The sequence below is a fragment of the Lysobacter enzymogenes genome, assembly GCF_017168095.1.
In the GTDB taxonomy this organism is placed as follows: Bacteria; Pseudomonadota; Gammaproteobacteria; order Xanthomonadales; family Xanthomonadaceae; genus Lysobacter; species Lysobacter enzymogenes_D.
The window spans coordinates 16,934-33,477 of sequence record NZ_LXSD01000615.1 but is presented as its reverse complement, the minus strand read 5'-3'; the positions used below and the strand labels follow the sequence as shown (position 1 = coordinate 33,477).

Here is a 16,544-nt window from a genome sequence, read left to right as displayed (position 1 = left end):
GCGCATGCTGCAACGGTACGAATCGAAGGAGGTTGCGCGCCGCGAGCCCGCGGACGCGGCCGCGTTGGCGCCGCAAACCGCGTTGCGCGCGGCTTACAGCGGCGTATGCCACGGCACCTTGGGCGAGTTGTGGCAGGGGCCGTGCGAACACGACGGCGAACTGCACATCGGCCTGATCTCGCTGCCGGTGCGGCGCTACAGCTGGATGCATTTCCTGCCGGGCGACGACGGCGAGCTCGAACGCGATCTGGACGGCAAGGACAAGTGCCGTCGCGCGATCGAGGCGTACCTGCGCCTGCACGGCAAGACCCTGCCGCCGGGGCGCTTCAGCCACGACAGCGAATTGCCGGTCGGCAAGGGCATGGCCAGCTCCACCGCCGACGTGGTCGCGACCGTGCGCTGCCTGGATCGGGTGTTCGCGCTGCACACGCCGCTGGACGCGCTGACCGAGCTGCTGCGCGGCATCGAACGCTCCGACAGCGTGTTCCTCGACCGCTACGCGCTGTATCTCAGCGGGCGCCAGCGCGTGCTGCGCGAATTCGCGGCGGCGCCGCGCCTGCACGCCTGCTATATCGACGAGGGCGGCACGGTGGAGACCGAGAAGCTGGCCGAGCCGTTGCTGCGGCACTACCGCCGCCACGAGTCCTCCTACCGCGTGCATCTGCAACTGGCGCTGGAGGCGTTCGAGCGCGACGACGCCGCGGCGATCTGCGAAGTCGCCACGCGCAGCGCGCAGCTGGCGCAGTGGGTGACGCCGAAGCCGCACCTGGACATGCTGCTGCGCCATCGCCGCGAACTGCGTGCCGACGGCGTCGTGGTCGCGCACACCGGCAGCCTGATCGGCTATCTGTTCGCGCAACGGCCCGATCCGGCGCGGCTGGGCGAACTGTCGGCGTTCTTCGCCGGGCTCGGCCGGCAATGCCGGATGATCGAGGCCGGGCCATGAGCGCGGCCGTGCATGCCCACATCGCCGATGCGATCAAGGCGCCCGACCTGGTCCGGCTGGGGCCGAACCTGTATGTGGCGCGGTTCGAGACGATGAAGGTCTATTCGACCCTGGTCGCGGTGGAGCGCCTGCTCGCCAGCGGCCGCATCCGCCCCGGCGCGACGCTGATGGACAGCTCCAGCGGCATCTACGCCTACGCGCTGGCGCTGGCCTGCCACAAGTACGGGCTCAAGTGCCGCATCGTCGGTTCCAAGACCGTGGACAAGACCTTGATGGTGCAGTTGCGCATCCTCGGCGCCACGGTCGAGCAGGTCGAACCGCAGGCCACGCTCAAGCTCGACCAGAGCCTGCGGGTGGCGCGCATCCGCGAGCTGATGGCGGCCGACCCCGAACTGCACTGGATGCAGCAGTACCACGACGAAATCCATTACTGCGGTTATGAGCCGGTCGCCGAACTGATCGCCGAGGGCGTGCGCGGCGCGCCGCTGAGCCTGATCGGCGGCGTCGGTTCGGGCTGCTCCACCGGCGGGCTGGCCTGCGCGCTGCGCGAGCGCGCCGGCGAGGTCGAGCTGATCGGCGTGCAGCCGTTCGGCAGCATGACCTTCGGCTGCGAGCACATCGAAGACCCCGGCATCATCATCGCCGGCATCGGCAGCTCGATCCCGTTCCGCAATGTGCGCCATGCGCTGTACGACCAGGTGCATTGGGTCTCGTTCGACTATGGGCTGTCGGGCGCGGTGGCGCTGCTGCGCGAGCACGCGCTGTTCGCCGGCCTGTCCAGCGGCTGCTGCTATCTGGTCGCGCAGCGCGAGGCGCGGCTGCATCCCGGGCGCAACGTGGTGTTCCTCGCCGCCGACACCGGCCATCGCTACGTCGACGGCGTGTTCGCGCGCTACGACGAGGCGCTGGCGCTGGACGGCCTGCAGCCGGCGCCGGTCGAACGGCTGGACCAGCTGCGCCTGCCGTGGTCGGCGATGCGCTGGAACCGCGCCGCGTTCGAGCCGGCGCTTTCTCCCGTTTCCGCGAGCGCGGCGCAGCCCGCGGCCGCGCACTGAATCCCTTTTCACGGAGCTTCGCCCCATGGCGCATCTGTTGATGATCGAAAGCTGGGTCGGCGGCACCGGCCGGATCTTCCCGCCGGCGATCGCCCGGCTCGGCCACCGCTACACCTTCGTCACCCGCAACCGCGGCCACTACCAGGATCCGCGGTCGCGCGAGATCCATCCGGTGATCGAGCACGCCGAGAACGTGCTGAGCTTCGATACCAACGACACGACGGCGCTGGTCGAATTCCTGCGCGCCCAGCACGAGGTGCTGAAGTTCGACGGCGTGGTGACGATCTGCGATTACTACATCGGCACCGTCGCCGAGGTGGCGCAGGCGCTGAACCTGCCGCAGGCGTTCTCCGACAACGTGGTGATGGAGCGGCGCAAGGACCTGGTGCGCGAGGCGATCGAACGCGCGTTCCTGCCCAACCCTAAGTTCGCCGTGGCCGGCGAATGGGAGCAGGTGCGCACCGAGGCGGCGCGCATCGGCTATCCGCTGGTGGTCAAGCCCACCGACCTGGCGTCCAGCGCCTTCGTCAAGCTGGTGCGCGACGAGGCGCAGCTGCGCGAATCCTTCGACGCGCTGGCCGCGTTCCCGCGCAACTTCCGCGAGCAGGCGCGGGTGCCGCTGCTGTTGCTGGAAGAGTTCATGGACGGCGAGGAGATCAGCGTCGAGGCTTGCACTTATCGCGGCCGCACCACGGTGATCGGCATCACCGACAAGAGCCTCACCGGCTTTCCCTATTTCATCGAGGACGGCCACATGTTCCCGGCGCGGCTGGACCCGCAGCTGGCGCAGCAGGTCGAAGCGCTGGTGCGCGGCGCGCTGGCCGCGGTCGGCCACGATCACGGGCTCAGCCATACCGAGGTCAAGCTGACTTCGAAGGGCCCGCGCATCGTCGAGATCAATCCGCGGCCCGGCGGCAACTACATCGCCGAGCTGATCCAGCGCGCCACCGGCATCGACCTGCTCGATGCGCAGATCGAACTGGCGCTCGGCCGCGAACCGGACCTGCAGCGCCGCGACACCGGCGTGGCCAGCGCGGCGATCAAGTTCGTGGTGCCGCCGCGCGCCGGGCGCGCGCTCGCGCTCGACGGCGCCGATGCGCTCGATGCCGATCCGAACGTCGCGCGCTGGAGCCTGGCCGCGGTGGCCGGCACCGAGGTGTCGGCGCCGATCGACAACGCCTGTTATCTCGGCCACGTGATCGCCACCGACGCGCACGGCCTGGACGCGCGCGCACATGCCGAGCGCGCCGTGGCCGGGCTGCGCTTGCGCTACGCCGACGAAACCATCGCCCCTGCCGCCTGATCGCGGCGTCCCTTTTCGCACACTGCACGAGCCGCGCATGAATCCGCCCGTTCCCCGCACCGTCGCCGACCTCACCGAAGCCGTCCTGCGCGGCGCCCACGGCCCCGACCCCGCGCAACTGCACGCGGTCGGCGCGTTCTGGGTCCGCCAGAGCACCCAGTTCCCGGGCACCGACACCAAGTACCGCAACTACTATCTGGTGCTGCGCGCGCAGTCCGCGTTCGGCGGCTGCTGCCTGGAGCGCGACCAGCTCGAATCGGCGATCGCCGAGGACTTGTCCGGCCGCAGCCTGGCCGAGCTGTTGCGCGACGAACGCACCGCGGTGCGCGTGGCCGCGCTCGACGCCTATCTGGCCCTGGCCTATCCGCACCGCGAACAGGCGCAGGCGCAGACCCTGCTGCTGCCGCACGGCACGCCGCTGGAGCGGGCCAAGGCGCGCGACGCCGCGATCGCCGGCCTGCTCGAGATCGCGCCGGGCATGCGCGTGGGCCTGATCGGTGTGGTCAATCCGCTGGTCGAAGCGATCCAGGCGCGCGGCGGCACCTGCCTGCCATGCGACTTCAACCTGCGCCGCACCGCCGATGGCACCGAGGTGATCGCCGATATGGACGTGGTGCTGGCGCAGGCCGACTTGGTCATCGCCACCGGCATGACCTTGAGCAACGGTTCGTTCGACCGCATCGTCGAAGTCGCGCGCGAGCGCGGCATCGGCCTGGTGGTGTACGCGCAGACCGGCAGCGCGATCGCGCCGCGCTTCCTCGGCCACGGCGTCGCCGCGGTGTCGGCCGAGCCGTTCCCGTTCTCGCAATTCAGCGCCGATCCGACGCCGATCCATCTGTACCGGGCCGAACGCCTCGGCGCGCGCGAAGCCGCCTGAGCCCGCGCATGAACGCCTCCGCCGCGCCCGCCGCCGGCTTGCCCGGCCTCGACGACGCCGCGCGCAAGCGCGCGCTCGCCGGGCTGCTGGTCTACACCTTCTTCATGGTCGCCGGCTTCGCCATGCTGATGCCGCTGGTGGCGGTGCATTACGTCGACAGCCTGGGCATGGCCGCCGCCGCGGTCGGCCTGGCGCTGGCGGTGCGGCAATTGTTGCAGCAAGGCTTGGCGCTGCTCGGCGGCATGCTGTCCGACCGCTTCGGCGCGCGGCGCATGATCTGCCTGGGCGTGCTGCTGCGCGCGGCCGGCTTCGCCAGCCTCGCCTTCGCCGCCGATCTGCCGTTGCTGCTCGCGGCGATGGCGCTGTCGGCGCTGGGCGGGGCGATGTTCGAAGCGCCGTACCAGGCCAGCATCGCCGCGCTGACCGATGCGCAGACCCGGCCGCGCTATTACGCGATCAGCAACTGGATCAGCGGCGTGGCGACCACGCTCGGGCCGCTGCTCGGCGTGGCGCTGCTGCGCTTCGATTTCCGCGTGGTGTGCCTGGCCGCGGCGGCGTGCTTCGCGCTGAACTTCGTCATCGCGCTGAAGCTGCTGCCGAAGTTCGAAATGCCGCCGCAACCGCCGCCGCTGCGCCACGGCCTGGGGCTGGTGCGGCGCAACCGCGCGTTCGTCGCCCTGGTCGGCTGGCTGATGCTGTATTGGTTCCTGGCGGTGCAGATCAACATCAGCTTCCCGCTGCTGGCGCAGGCGCTGGCCGGCAGCGTCGACGGCGTCGGCGCGATGTTCGCGCTCAGCGCCGGCATCACCGTGGCCTTGCAATACGGGCTTGTGCGCTGGCTCGAACGCTGGTTGAGCGCGGCGCAGTTGCTGGTGCTCGGGATCGCGCTGATGGCGCTGTCGACCGGCGCCATCGCCTGGGCCGCGACCTATCCGCAATTGCTCGCCTGTGTCGCCGGCTACGCGGTCGGCGCGGTGCTGACCCGGCCGACCCAGCAAACCCTGATCGCCGGGCTGGCCGATGCGCGCGCACTCGGCACGTTCCTCGGCGTGAGCTCGCTGAGCCTCGCCGTCGGCGGCGGCCTGGGCAACATCGCCGGCGGCTGGCTGATGGATGCGGCCGCGTCCGGCGCGCGGCCGTGGTTGCCGTGGGCTGTGTTCTGCGCGATCGGGCTGCTCAGCGCGTTCGGCTTGCACCGCGCCTTGCGCCAGCGCGCGGCGCCCGCCTAGCGCACCGCTTTCCCTTCCCCGTCGCTTCAGTTGCCCTCTCCCGGACTCCGGCAAAGGAGAGGGCTTTTTTTCGCCTGTCGGTTCGCCGGCTCACTCGGGCGGCGGCGCGATCGCATCGAAACGCTCGCGCAGGAATTCGCGCAGCCGTTGCACCAACGGGCTCAGCAGACGCCGGTCGGGGCAGACCAGATTCAGCGGCGCCGGCTCGCCGCGCCAGTCGCGGCACAGCACGCGCAAGTGCCCGGCCAGCACGTCCTGCGACACGTCCAGCCACGACTTGAAGGCGATGCCGTGCCCGGCGATCGCCCAGCGCTTGACCGCGTGGCCGTCGTCGCTGACCCGGTCGCCACGCACGCGCACATCGCGCACCTCGTCGCCGCGGGTCAGCCGCCAGCGGTCCTGGGTCTCGCCGCGGATCAGCATGCGCAGGCAATTGCGTTCGGCCAGTTCCTGCGGATCGGCCGGTTCGCCGTGGCGGCGCAGGTAGTCGGGCGATGCGCACAGCACGCGGCGGTTGTCGGCGCGCAGCGGCAGCGCGATCAGGCTCGAATCCGGCGGCGGCCCGTAGCGCAGCGCCACGTCCACCGGCTGGCGGTAGACGTCGGCGAAGTGGTCGGACAGGTTGGCGCGCAGTTGCACCTGCGGGTGCGCGGCGAGTAAGTCGTCCAGCCACGGCAGCACCAGGCTGCGGCCGAGGTCGGACGGCATCGACAGCTGCAGGCTGCCGCGCAGCGTCGCCTGATCGCCGCGCAGCGCCTGCTCGCCCTCGTCGATGGCGCGCAGCGCTTCGCGCGCGTGCTGGAGGAAACGCTCGCCCTCGGACGTCAGCCGCAGACTGCGGGTCGAACGCACGAACAGCTGCGCGTGCAGTTCCGCTTCCAGCCGCTTGAGCGTGGCGCTGGCCGCGGCCGGGCTGATGTCGAGCGCGCGCGCCGCGGCCGACAGGCTGCCGGCGTCGGCGGCGCGCACGAACAGGACGAGATCGGCGAAGGCCTTCATGTGCGGCGCCCCAGGTTCGTAGGGTTATTTTCAAAGGTCGATTGAAACAGAACCGGCTTATGCCCGGTTTCCGCCGCGCCGGCAAGGCGTCAGCCTGATGCCGTCGCCCTCCGGAACCGGCCATGAGCGCCACCGACCTTACCGCTTCGCCGCATTGGCGCTTCGATCACCTCAATCTGCGCGGCCGCGCCGACGATGCCGCGCTGGCGCGCCTGTTCGGCGGCGTGATGGGGCTGCGCCCGGGGTATCGGCCGCCGTTTCCGTTTCCCGGGCAATGGCTGTACCGCGGCGATGAGGCCTGGCTGCATCTGGTGCAGCCGTCGCCCACGCAAGACCCGCAGCCGCGCCTGGGCCATATCGCCTTCCGCACCGACCAGCCCGCCGCGGCGCTGATCGAGCGCGTGCGTGCCGCCGGCCTCGCCCACGAGATCGCGGTGGTGCCGGAGCAGGGCGAGGTGCAGGTGTTCGTGCCGTTGCCGGGCGGGCTGGTGATCGAGCTCGATGCGCCGGCGGATCCGGCCTATGCCGGCGACGGCGTTTATCGCAGCCGCCTGGCTCGCGGCGGCTCCTGATCTGCTTTCGTTCCATCAACTTCCGCGCCCTCCATTTCCACACGCGCCGCCACCGCGGCGCCTATTTCGAAAAAGGACTGTCCAAATGAAATTCCTGTCCCGCGCTCTGCTGGCCGCGGCGGTGTCGTTGTCCGTCGCCGCCACCGCCGCGCACGCCGCCGAGGCCTTGAAGCAAGACAAACGCCTGCAAGTGGTCGCCGTCTCCGACGTGCGCCCCGGCAACGTCGCCGTCGCGCCCGACGGCCGCGTGTTCGCCACCTTCCACCCGCTCGGCGATGCGAGGTTGCAACTGGCCGAAGCGGTGGACGGCCAACTGCGGCCGTATCCGGACATGAGCGTGCAGAACGGCGGCGCCGCGGCGACCGACGCAACGCTCGACACGCCGCTGGGCATCAGCGTCGACCGCAAGGGCCGGCTGTGGGTGATCGACATGGGCCTCAAGCTCGGCAAGACCCGGCTGTGGTCGTTCGATCTCAAGACCGGCAAGCTCGCGCGCAAGTACGAACTGCCGGCCGAGATCGCGCCCAAGGGCAGCTTCGTCCAGGACTTCGCCATCGACGAGGCGCGCGGCTGGGCGTATCTGGCCGACATCGCCAACCCCGGCATCATCGCGCTGAACCTCGACAGCGGCGCCGCGCGCCGGTTCGGCGGCCACGCCGCGCTGCAGGCTGAAGACGTGGACATGACGATCGACGGCCGGGTGGTGAACTTCGGCGGCAAGCCCGCGCGGGTGGGCATCAACCCGATCACCTTGTCGGCCGACCGCGAGACGCTGTACTTCGGCGCGATGAACGGCACCACCTGGTATCGCTTGCCGGCGCGGCTGCTGCGCGAAGGCGCCGACGATGCGGCCATCGCCGCGGCGATCGCGCCGGCCGGGCCGAAGCCGATCAGCGACGGCGTCGCCACCGGCGCCGACGGCACGCACTGGTTCACCGACCTGCAACGCCACGCCATCGTACGCCTGGGCCGCGACGGCAAGCTGCGCGACGCGCTGCGCGATCCGCGCCTGCAATGGCCGGACAACCTCGCGCTCGGCGGCGACGGTTGGGTCTACATGTCGGTCAACCAGCTCGACCGCACTCCGGCGTTTACCGGCGGCGCCGATGGCGGCAAGCCGCCGTACTACCTCTATCGCTTCCGTGCGCGCTGAGCGCACGGATCGCCATCCACTTCGCCCCGCTCCCGTATTCGATCTACCGCTCGAGGAACGCCATGAGCCACGCCTTGTTCGAACCCATGACTCTGGGCCCGCTGCGGCTGCCCAACCGCATCGTGATGTCGCCGATGACCCGCGCGCGCAGCGCCCAGCCCGGCAATGTGCCGACCGCGGCGATGGCGCGTTACTACGCCCAGCGCGCCGGCGCCGGCCTGATCGTCAGCGAGGCCACCCAGGTGTCGCCGCAAGGGCAGGGTTACAGCTTCACGCCCGGCATCCATAGCGAGGCCCAGATCGAAGGCTGGCGGCAAGTCACCGATGCGGTGCACGCCGAAGGCGGCTGCATCTTTATGCAACTGTGGCACGTGGGCCGGATGTCGCACGCGAGCTTCCACGACGGCGAACCGCCGGTGGCGCCGTCGGCGCTGTCGCCGGATGCGCAGGTGTGGATCGTGCGCGACGGCGTCGGCGCGATGGTCGATTGCCCGACGCCGCGCGCGCTGCGGCACGATGAGATCGCCGGCGTCGTCGAGCAGTTCCGCCGCGGCGCCGCCAACGCCGTCGCCGCCGGGTTCGACGGCGTGGAGATCCACGGCGCCAACGGCTATCTGATCGATCAGTTCCTGCGCACCACCTCGAACGTGCGCGAGGACGAGTACGGCGGCTCCATCGCCAACCGGGTGCGTTTCCTCGACGAGGTGACGCGCGCGGTCGCCGCCGAGGTCGGCGCGCAGCGCACCGGCATCCGGCTGGCGCCGTACATCACCGCGCGCAACATGAACTGCCCGCAGATCATTCCGGCGATCCTGGAAGCGGCGCGGCGGCTGCAGGCCATCGGCGTGGCCTATCTGCATCTGTCGGAAGCCGACTGGGACGATGCGCCGCACGTGCCGGATTCGTTCCGGCACGAGCTGCGCTCGATCTATTCCGGCGCGCTGATCGTCGCCGGCCGCTACGACCGCGAGCGCGCCGATCGCATCCTGGGCCAAGGTTTGGCCGATCTGGTCGCGTTCGGACGGCCGTTCATCGCCAATCCCGACCTGCCGCAGCGTTATGCCCACGGTTGGCCGCTGGCGGCGTTCGACCCGGCGACCTTGTTCGGCGGCGACGAGCGCGGCTACACAACGTATCCGACCTACGCCGGATAACTGCGCAAGTGCGCGGCTACGGCGCGGTGGCGCGCTCCAGCGCCATCAGCGTCGCCAGCGCGTCCTCGCGCGAGTCGCCGCACATCTCGGCCTGCGGCTGCAACGACGCGCAAAAGCGCGGCCGCTCGGGTTTTCCGAACAGGCGGCAGCGCAGTTGGTCGTCGAGTTGCACGCAGGGGATGCCGGCCGGCTTGCCGTGCGGCATGCCGGGAATCGGCGAGGCGATCGAAGGAGCGATGCAGCAGGCGCCGCAGCGGTCGCGGCAGCGCATCGCCGCGCGCTCAGCTCTGCGGCGGCGCCGGCCGCCTGGCCAGCACGGCGGCGATCAGCAGGCCGGTGGCGGTCAGCGACAGCAGCACGTGCACGCCGCCGATCACCGACTGGAACAGCCCGGCCGAACTGGCCGGCATGCCGGAGGCCATGCTCTTGTACATCCAGGCCTGCCCCGCCAGGCCCAGCAACATGCCGGCGATCTGCAGCGAGAACGCGGCCACCGCATAGACCGCGCCGACGCCGATGCGGCGCTTCCACGACAGGCACAGCACCACGCCGACGGCGCAGGCGATCAGGTTCGGCGTCATCATCGCCGCTTGCGCGCCCAATGCGGGCAGCCAGTCTTCGAACGTCATGCGCGGCTCCTTGCCGGTGCGCGCGCGTCGCCGCGCGCGGGAACATCGTCGGATGCGGGCGGGTTCAGTCCGCGGTGACCAGGGTGCCCGCGCCCTGGCGCAGCAGGTCGTAGACCGGATCGGTGTCGGCGCGGCGGCGGTGCCAGCGCTCGAAACTTTCCGCGGCCTGTTCGACCAGCATGCCCAGGCCGTCGTGGCGGTCGTGCGCGCCGGCGACCTTGGCCCAGGCCAGGAACGGGATCGCCGCTTCGCCGTAGCTCAAATCCACCGCCGCGGTGCGCGGCGTGGCCAGGCTCATCGGCAGGCTCGGGAATTCGTGCTCGCGCGCGGCCGAGGTGGCGTTGACGATCAGGTCGAAGTTGCCGAGGTTGCCGACATCGGCCAGGTAACGCGGATGCACGCGGCCCGGCTGGCCGAGCGTGTCGGCCAGCGCGTCGGCGCGCTCGCCGGTGCGGTTGACGATGTACAGGTCGCCGATGCCGGCGTCGAGCAGCGCCGGCGCCACGCCGCGCGCGGCGCCGCCGGCGCCGATCAGCAGGGTGCGGCGTTCGCGCAGGTCCAGGCCGTGGCGCTCGGTGAGGTCGCGGATCAGGCCGACGCCGTCGGTGTTGTCGCCTTCCCAGCCGGTCGCGCTGCGGATCAGGGTGTTGACCGCGCCGGCGCGGCGGGCGCGCTCGCTCAGGTGGGTGCAGATGCCCGCCGCGCGGGTCTTCAGCGGCAGGGTGATGTTGGCGCCGAGGCCGCCCTCGGCGGCGAACTCGGCCAGGGCCACGTCGAAGCGCTCGGGCGCGGCGTCGATCGCCACGTACTCCAGCGCGATCCCGAACTGGCGCGCGAAGGCCGCATGGATGCGCGGCGACAGCGAATGCGCGACCGGATGGCCGAACACCGCATAGCGCAGGACCGGGCTGGACGAACTGGAATCGATCGACATGGGCGCGCCTCGTTAGACTGGTGACCCTTCCGATGGGAGCAAGACGCGCATGCGCCACGCCAGGGTCTGGTGGATTCCGAGTGTACTCCTCGTCTGCGCCGTAGCCAGCCCGCCCGCTGCGGCCCTGAACGAATACGGCATAGAAGGCATGGGCGTGGTCTCGACCGCGCACAGCGAAGTGCGCGCGAGCGTGAGTCCCGACGGACGGCGCATCGTCTGGGGCAGCGACCGCCCCGGCGGCGCCGGCGGGCGCGACCTGTGGCAGGCCACGCTGGTCGACGGCCGCTGGCAGAACCCCGAGCCGCTGGCGCTGAACACCGCCGCCACCGACTTCGATCCGCACTTCAGCGCCGACGGCCGCTGGCTGCTGTTCTTCTCCGACCGCCCCGGCGGCCACGGCAAGGACGATCTGTACCGCGCCGCGGTGCGTCCCGACGGCCGCTTCGGCCCGGCCGAAAACCTCGGCCCCGGCGTCAACACCGCCGGCCGCGAATGGGCGCCGACGCTGAGCCGCGACGGCCGCTACCTGATGTTCGCCAGCGACGGCCGCGGCGGCGCCGGCGGCCAGGACCTATGGATCGCGCGCTGGGACGGCAAGGCCTTCGTCGACCCGCGCCCGGTGCCGGGCGTAAACACCGCCGCCGACGAATTCGACGCCGCCTGGCTCGGCGACGGCCGCGCGATCGTGTTCACCCGCTCGCAGAGCGTGGACGGCGACAAACCGTTCCGCTTGTTCGTCGCGCAATGCGACGGGCAGCGCTATGGCGATGCCGCTCCGCTGAAACTGTCGTTCAACACCGAAGAGAATTTCACCTTCGGTCCGTCGCTGGATTGGAGCAAGCCGACCGAATTGCTGCTCAACGGCACCGCCAAGGCGCCGAAGGCGGGGCGGCAGGATATCTATCGGATGGCGGCGCCGGCGGCGACGGGGAAGGATGGGTGCGTGGGCGGCGCGGCGAAATGATGTGGGAGGGCCTTCAGGCCCGATGCTCTTCGTTCGGATCGCGGCGATCATGAATTACGAGCGAAGACTGATGGTCGTGACCGATCTCGACGATCATCCCCAACTCATGACATGCGTTGAGCAGTGGATCGGCGACGGCGTGGATTATGTCGCGTTCGTCGGCTGCCATTCGTCCGCGCTCCACGATCGCTTCCTCGATGCCTGCGTGCTGCTGGCGCTGCGCGATGGTTGTGAGGGTCCGTACTCGATTCTTGCGAGTTGGCATGCGCAGGGCGGGAACGAGGACGCGTTGGCGTTGATGTCGCGACTGCGCCCGGTTTCGTCCGCACCGGTGTGTCTGTTGCACTTCTAAGCGTGCGAGGGCCTTCAGGCCCGACGCTCTTCGTTCGGATCGCGGTGATCTGGAACAAGAGCGTCGGGCCTCAAGGCCCTCCCACACTTAAACGACGGGCTTCAGTTCGCCTCGCGCATCCATTGCGCCGCATCCAATGCGAAGTAGGTCAGCACCCCGTCGGCGCCGGCGCGCTTGATCGAGGTCAGCGACTCCAGCACGCAGCCGCGTTCGTCGAGCCAGCCGTTCTGGATCGCGGCGCGCAGCATCGCGTACTCGCCGCTGACCTGGTAAACGAAGGTCGGCGCGCCGAACTCGTCCTTGGCCCGGCGCACGATGTCCAGGTACGGCAGGCCCGGCTTGACCATGATCATGTCGGCGCCCTCGTCGAGGTCGAGCGCGATCTCGCGCATCGCTTCGTCGCTGTTGGCCGGGTCCATCTGGTAGGTGTACTTGTTGCCCTTGCCGAGCGCGCCGGCCGAGCCGACCGCGTCGCGGAACGGGCCGTAGAAGCTGGAGGCGTACTTGGCGCTGTAGGCGAGGATGCGGGTGTGGATGCGGCCTTGCGCTTCGAGCTCGGCGCGGATGCGGCCGATGCGGCCGTCCATCATGTCGCTGGGCGCGACGACGTCGGCGCCGGCGGCGGCGTGCGACAGCGCCTGCTTGACCAGCGCTTCGACGGTCTCGTCGTTCATGACGTAGCCGCTGTCGTCGATCAAACCGTCCTGGCCGTGGGTGGTGTACGGGTCGAGCGCGACGTCGGTGATCACGCCCAGTTCGGGGAAGCGCTGCTTGAGCGCGCGCACCGCGCGCTGGCACAGACCGTCGTCCTGCCACGCGGCTTCGGCGGTGAGCGACTTGGCGTCCGGCGCGGTGACCGGGAACAGCGCCAGCGCCGGCACGCGCAGTTCGCTGGCGCGCTCGGCCACGCGCAGCAGCTCGTCGATGGACAGGCGTTCGATGCCGGGCATCGAGCCGACCGGCGCGCGGCCGTCGAGTTCGTGGACGAAGACCGGGTAGATCAGGTCGTTGGCGGTAAGAACGGTCTCGCGCATCAACCTGCGCGAGAAGTCGTCGCGGCGCATCCGCCGCGGGCGGGTGTAGGGGTAGCTCATGGCGGCATAGTCTACTCCCGCGCGCGGCGGGGGCCTGCGGCCGCGGGTCGCAGCGGGCGGGACGGTGGGTTGCGGCAACGGGCCGCCATGTATTCGGCACTGAGCCTCTGTAGGAGCGGCGCGAGCCGCGACCGCAGGGCTTCAAACTCGCGCCGCAAGCCGATTTTCGCGGTCGCGGCTCGCGCCGCTCCTACAGGGGCTACGGCTAGTCCGAATAGACCCGATAGCGCAGCGGCCGCACGTGGACGAGGCTGCCGGGCGCCGGCGTCACCGCGTCCGGGGTCGCCACCAGGTCCAGTTCCAGCGGCCGGGCCTGGCCTTCCACGTTCAATTCCAGGGTGATGCGCTCGGCCAGCCGGTGCGAGGAGAGCACCCGCGCGGCCAGGCCTTCGCCCGCGCCGACGAGCCCGATGTCGTGCGGCCGCACGTACAGCCGCGCCCGGCTGCGGCTGTGCACGTCCACCGGCAGGCGCAGGCCGTGGCCGTCGATGGACAGCTCGCCGCCCTCGGTCTGGCCGTCGATGACGTTGGCGCGGCCGATGAAGTCGAACACATAGGCCGAGGCCGGCGCGCTGTAGATTTCGTCGGGCGTGCCGATCTGCTCGATCCGGCCGTCCTTGAGCACGACCACGCGGTCGGCCAGCTCCAGCGCTTCTTCCTGGTCGTGGGTGACGAACAAGGTGGTCTGCCCGGTCTGGTCGTGCAGGCGGCGCAGCCAGCGGCGCAGTTCGACGCGGACCTTGGCGTCGAGCGCGCCGAAGGGTTCGTCGAGCAGCAGCACGGTCGGGTCGATCGCCAGCGCGCGCGCCAGGGCCACGCGCTGCTTCTGCCCGCCGGACAACTGCTCGGGATAGCGCGCGCCCAGCTCGGGCAACTGGATCAGGCCGAGCAGTTCCTGCACGCGGCGGGCGATCGCCGCCTTGTCCGGCCGCCGCGCGCGCGGCCGGCTGCGCAGGCCGAAGGCGATGTTCTCGGCCACGGTCATGTGCTTGAACAGCGCGTAGTGCTGGAACACGAAGCCGACGTTGCGTTCGCGCAGGCTCAGCGCGGTGGCGTCGTTGTGGCCGAACAGCAGCTGGCCCGAATCGGGTTGCAGCAGGCCGGCGATGACCCGCAGCAAGGTGGTCTTGCCCGAGCCCGACGGGCCCAGCAGCGCGACCAGTTCGCCGGAGGCGACGTCCAGGTCGACCGCGTCGAGCGCGGCCACGTTCGCGTAACGCTTGGCGATGGCTTTGAGATGCAGGTCCATTGGGTATCCGTTCGATCAATGCCGCCGGTGCGATTGCGCCAGCGCATCGCCGTGCCGCGTTTCCAGCCACAGTTTCACCGCCAAGGTCACCAGCGCCAGCCCCGCGAGCAGCGAGGCCGCCGCGAATGCCGCCGCCGCTTCGCCGCCGAGCTGCTTGTAGAGCACCTCCACGTGCAGCGACAGGGTGTTGGTGGCGCCCATCACGTTGCCCGACACCACGGTCACCGCGCCGAACTCGCCCATCGCCCGCGCGCTGCACAGCAGCACGCCGTACAGCAGGCCCCATTTGATGTTGGGCAGGGTCACCTTGAAGAACATGGTCCAGGCGTTGGCGCCGAGCGAGCGCGCGGCCAGCTCTTCGTCGCTGCCTTGCTGCTCCATCAGCGGGATCAGCTCGCGCACCACGAACGGGAAGGTCACGAACAAGGTCGCCAGCACGATGCCGGGCGTGGCGAACAGGATCTTGAGGTCGTGGGCGTTGAGGAAATCCTTGAAGAAGCCGTGGGTCGGGCTGAACAACAGCACCAGGCACAGGCCGGCGACCACCGGCGAGACCGCGAACGGCAGGTCGATCAGCGACAGCAGCGTGCGCTTGCCGCGGAACTCGAAGCGGGTCAGCGCCCAGGCCGCGAACACGCCGCACACGGCGTTGACCGGCACCACGATCGCCGCGGTCAGCAAGGTCAGCTTGAGCGCGTCGACGGTGTGCTCTTCGGCGACCGCGTTCCACCACACCGCAAGGCCGCTGCCGAACGCGGCGCCGAGCAGGGCGAACAGCGGCAGCACCACGATCAGCAGCATCGCCGCCGCGGCCAGGCCGATCAGCGTCCAGCGCACCCAGGCCGGTTCCTGCAGGGGGTCGCGCTCAGCCATCGCGGCGGTTCCCGTGGGCGAACAGGGTCGAGGCGGCATTGATCGCCAGCAGGCAGGCGAACGACATCAGCAGCAGCAAGGTCGCCAGCACGATCGCGGCCGGCACGCCGCCGTCCTCTTCCAGGCGGATGGTGATCAGCATCGGCGCGATCTCGGTCTTCCACGGCAGGTTGCCGGAGATGAAGATCACCGAGCCGAACTCGCCGAGCGCGCGCGCGAACGCCAGCGAGAAGCCGGTCAGCAGCGCCGGCAGCAGTTCCGGCAGGATCACCCGGCGCAGCGTCGTCAGGCGCGAGGCGCCGAGCGAGATCGCGGCCTCTTCCTGTTCGCGCCCGAGCGCTTCGAGCACCGGTTGCACCGTGCGCACCGCGAACGGCAGGCCGACGAAGATCAGGGCGATGACGATGCCGGTGAAGTTGTTGACCAGCTGGATGCCGAACGGCTTGACCAGTTGTCCGACCCAGCCGTTCTCGTCGTAGATCGCCGCCAGGGTGATGCCGGCCACCGCGGTGGGCAGGGCGAACGGCAGGTCGACCAGCGCGTCCATCAGGCGCCGGCCGGGGAAGCGGTAGCGCACCAGCACCCAGCCGATCAGCGCGCCGAACAACAGCGCGACGATCGCCGCGACCAGGGACGCGCCGAAGCTGACCTTGAGCGAGGCGATCACGCGCGAATCGGAAATCGCGCGCGCCCAGCCGGCCCAGCCCAATCCGCCGGAACGCAGGATCAACGCCGCCAGCGGCAGCAGCACGATGAGGCCGAGCCAGGTCAGGCCGATGCCGAGGCCCAGCCCGAAACCGGGCAGGGGACGGCGCCAGCGACCGGAGGCCGGCAATGGGAGGGCTTGCTCGCTCATGTGGCGGTGGGCGGCAGAAGTTTTGAGGGACGCAGGAGTGCGACGCTATCGCGTTGGCTCGATCCGGTGGAAATGCGCGTTGGTTGTATCGAGGTGCGCGATGGCGATATGAAGTCTGAGTCGGCGATGGTGGGGAAGTTCCGTACGGTGAATGGACGAAGGCGGCCGGAACCGCCGGACCGTTGTGGCAGCGCCTTCAGCTATGAAGCTGTGGGAGGGCCTTCAGGCCCGATGCTCTTGTTTCAGGCCATCGGCGACCTGAGCCAAGAGCATCGGGCCTGAAGGCCCTCCCACAGCCGCGCCGG

General features: G+C 70.3%; 19 protein-coding genes and 1 pseudogene. 10 read left to right on the top strand and 10 right to left on the bottom strand.

All coding sequences use genetic code 11. The features are described from left to right. Positions 1–4: 4 nt before the first annotated feature. Genes A7A76_RS23835 through A7A76_RS23815 form a run of 5 tightly spaced genes read left to right on the top strand, consistent with a single transcriptional unit; the run spans position 5 to position 5,410 of the window. A complete protein-coding gene (locus A7A76_RS23835) occupies positions 5–946 on the top strand; it encodes a hypothetical protein (protein ID WP_206413645.1) in 942 nt (313 codons plus the stop codon). Further along, positions 943–2,001, top strand: a complete 1,059-nt coding sequence (locus A7A76_RS23830; protein WP_206413644.1) for a pyridoxal-phosphate dependent enzyme — start codon at positions 943–945, stop codon at positions 1,999–2,001. Before A7A76_RS23835 ends, A7A76_RS23830 begins: the two co-directional genes overlap by 4 nt. 25 nt (positions 2,002–2,026) lie before the next feature. Then, positions 2,027–3,304 carry an ATP-grasp domain-containing protein gene (locus A7A76_RS23825; RefSeq protein WP_206413643.1) on the top strand — a complete coding sequence of 426 codons (1,278 nt, stop codon included), beginning with the start codon at positions 2,027–2,029 and terminating at the stop codon, positions 3,302–3,304. Positions 3,305–3,341: 37 nt separating this feature from the next. Further along, on the top strand, positions 3,342–4,181 hold the full coding sequence (locus A7A76_RS23820; RefSeq protein WP_206413642.1) for a Rossmann-like domain-containing protein: 840 nt from the start codon (positions 3,342–3,344) through the stop codon (positions 4,179–4,181). An 8-nt stretch (positions 4,182–4,189) separates the two neighbouring features. Next, positions 4,190–5,410, top strand: coding sequence for an MFS transporter (locus tag A7A76_RS23815; protein WP_206413641.1), 1,221 nt, complete (start codon positions 4,190–4,192; stop codon positions 5,408–5,410). A 90-nt stretch (positions 5,411–5,500) separates the two neighbouring features. On the opposite strand, the gene A7A76_RS23810 is transcribed toward A7A76_RS23815, so the two are convergent. After that, positions 5,501–6,409, bottom strand: a complete 909-nt coding sequence (locus tag A7A76_RS23810) for a LysR family transcriptional regulator (RefSeq protein ID WP_206413640.1) — start codon at positions 6,407–6,409, stop codon at positions 5,501–5,503. A 122-nt stretch (positions 6,410–6,531) separates the two neighbouring features. Between A7A76_RS23810 and A7A76_RS23805 the strand changes: the two genes are divergently transcribed. The 3 genes from A7A76_RS23805 to A7A76_RS23795 all read left to right on the top strand — a co-directional run bounded on the left by A7A76_RS23805 (position 6,532) and on the right by A7A76_RS23795 (position 9,288). Then, the gene (locus A7A76_RS23805) at positions 6,532–6,981 is read left to right on the top strand and encodes a hypothetical protein (RefSeq protein ID WP_206413639.1); all 450 of its coding nucleotides are present in this window, start codon (positions 6,532–6,534) and stop codon (positions 6,979–6,981) included. Positions 6,982–7,066: 85 nt separating this feature from the next. Further along, the gene (locus tag A7A76_RS23800) at positions 7,067–8,134 is read left to right on the top strand and encodes an L-dopachrome tautomerase-related protein (RefSeq protein WP_206413638.1); all 1,068 of its coding nucleotides are present in this window, start codon (positions 7,067–7,069) and stop codon (positions 8,132–8,134) included. A gap of 62 nt (positions 8,135–8,196) precedes the next feature. Next, complete coding sequence (locus tag A7A76_RS23795) at positions 8,197–9,288, top strand: alkene reductase (RefSeq protein ID WP_206413637.1); 1,092 nt, start codon at positions 8,197–8,199, stop codon at positions 9,286–9,288. A 16-nt stretch (positions 9,289–9,304) separates the two neighbouring features. Here A7A76_RS23795 and A7A76_RS23790 read toward each other — a convergent pair whose 3' ends face one another. From A7A76_RS23790 to A7A76_RS27100, 4 genes are all read right to left on the bottom strand, one after another. Next, positions 9,305–9,559: a YkgJ family cysteine cluster protein gene (locus tag A7A76_RS23790; RefSeq protein WP_206413636.1), complete on the bottom strand. Its 255-nt coding sequence runs from the start codon at positions 9,557–9,559 to the stop codon at positions 9,305–9,307. A 10-nt stretch (positions 9,560–9,569) separates the two neighbouring features. Then, positions 9,570–9,917, bottom strand: coding sequence for a hypothetical protein (locus A7A76_RS23785; protein WP_206413635.1), 348 nt, complete (start codon positions 9,915–9,917; stop codon positions 9,570–9,572). Positions 9,918–9,981: 64 nt separating this feature from the next. Beyond that, the gene (gene aroE, locus A7A76_RS23780) at positions 9,982–10,851 is read right to left on the bottom strand and encodes a shikimate dehydrogenase (protein ID WP_206413634.1); all 870 of its coding nucleotides are present in this window, start codon (positions 10,849–10,851) and stop codon (positions 9,982–9,984) included. A gap of 571 nt (positions 10,852–11,422) precedes the next feature. Further along, positions 11,423–11,866: a DUF6053 domain-containing protein gene (locus tag A7A76_RS27100; RefSeq protein ID WP_428995232.1), complete on the bottom strand. Its 444-nt coding sequence runs from the start codon at positions 11,864–11,866 to the stop codon at positions 11,423–11,425. On the opposite strand from A7A76_RS27100, the gene A7A76_RS23770 reads away from it, so the two are divergent. Both A7A76_RS23770 and A7A76_RS27095 read left to right on the top strand, forming a co-directional pair. Then, positions 11,787–12,167 carry a DUF6053 domain-containing protein gene (locus tag A7A76_RS23770; protein ID WP_277425881.1) on the top strand — a complete coding sequence of 127 codons (381 nt, stop codon included), beginning with the start codon at positions 11,787–11,789 and terminating at the stop codon, positions 12,165–12,167. The two genes, A7A76_RS27100 and A7A76_RS23770, sit on opposite strands and share 80 nt — an antisense overlap. Beyond that, positions 12,149–12,244, top strand: a pseudogene (locus tag A7A76_RS27095) (DUF6053 domain-containing protein); the annotation flags it as partial. The gene A7A76_RS23770 and the pseudogene A7A76_RS27095, both read left to right, overlap by 19 nt. Positions 12,245–12,268: 24 nt before the next feature. Here A7A76_RS27095 and hemB read toward each other — a convergent pair. The 5 genes from hemB to A7A76_RS27090 all read right to left on the bottom strand — a co-directional run bounded on the left by hemB (position 12,269) and on the right by A7A76_RS27090 (position 16,533). Next, the gene (gene hemB, locus A7A76_RS23765) at positions 12,269–13,261 is read right to left on the bottom strand and encodes a porphobilinogen synthase (protein ID WP_206413631.1); all 993 of its coding nucleotides are present in this window, start codon (positions 13,259–13,261) and stop codon (positions 12,269–12,271) included. Positions 13,262–13,466: 205 nt separating this feature from the next. Further along, positions 13,467–14,510, bottom strand: coding sequence for a sulfate/molybdate ABC transporter ATP-binding protein (locus tag A7A76_RS23760; protein WP_206413630.1), 1,044 nt, complete (start codon positions 14,508–14,510; stop codon positions 13,467–13,469). Between the two features lie 15 nt (positions 14,511–14,525). After that, positions 14,526–15,311: a sulfate ABC transporter permease subunit CysW gene (cysW, locus tag A7A76_RS23755; RefSeq protein ID WP_428995231.1), complete on the bottom strand. Its 786-nt coding sequence runs from the start codon at positions 15,309–15,311 to the stop codon at positions 14,526–14,528. A gap of 64 nt (positions 15,312–15,375) precedes the next feature. Further along, the gene (gene cysT, locus A7A76_RS23750) at positions 15,376–16,239 is read right to left on the bottom strand and encodes a sulfate ABC transporter permease subunit CysT (RefSeq protein ID WP_206413628.1); all 864 of its coding nucleotides are present in this window, start codon (positions 16,237–16,239) and stop codon (positions 15,376–15,378) included. A gap of 222 nt (positions 16,240–16,461) precedes the next feature. Beyond that, positions 16,462–16,533: a DUF6053 domain-containing protein gene (locus A7A76_RS27090; protein ID WP_428995230.1), complete on the bottom strand. Its 72-nt coding sequence runs from the start codon at positions 16,531–16,533 to the stop codon at positions 16,462–16,464. Positions 16,534–16,544: the final 11 nt, after the last annotated feature.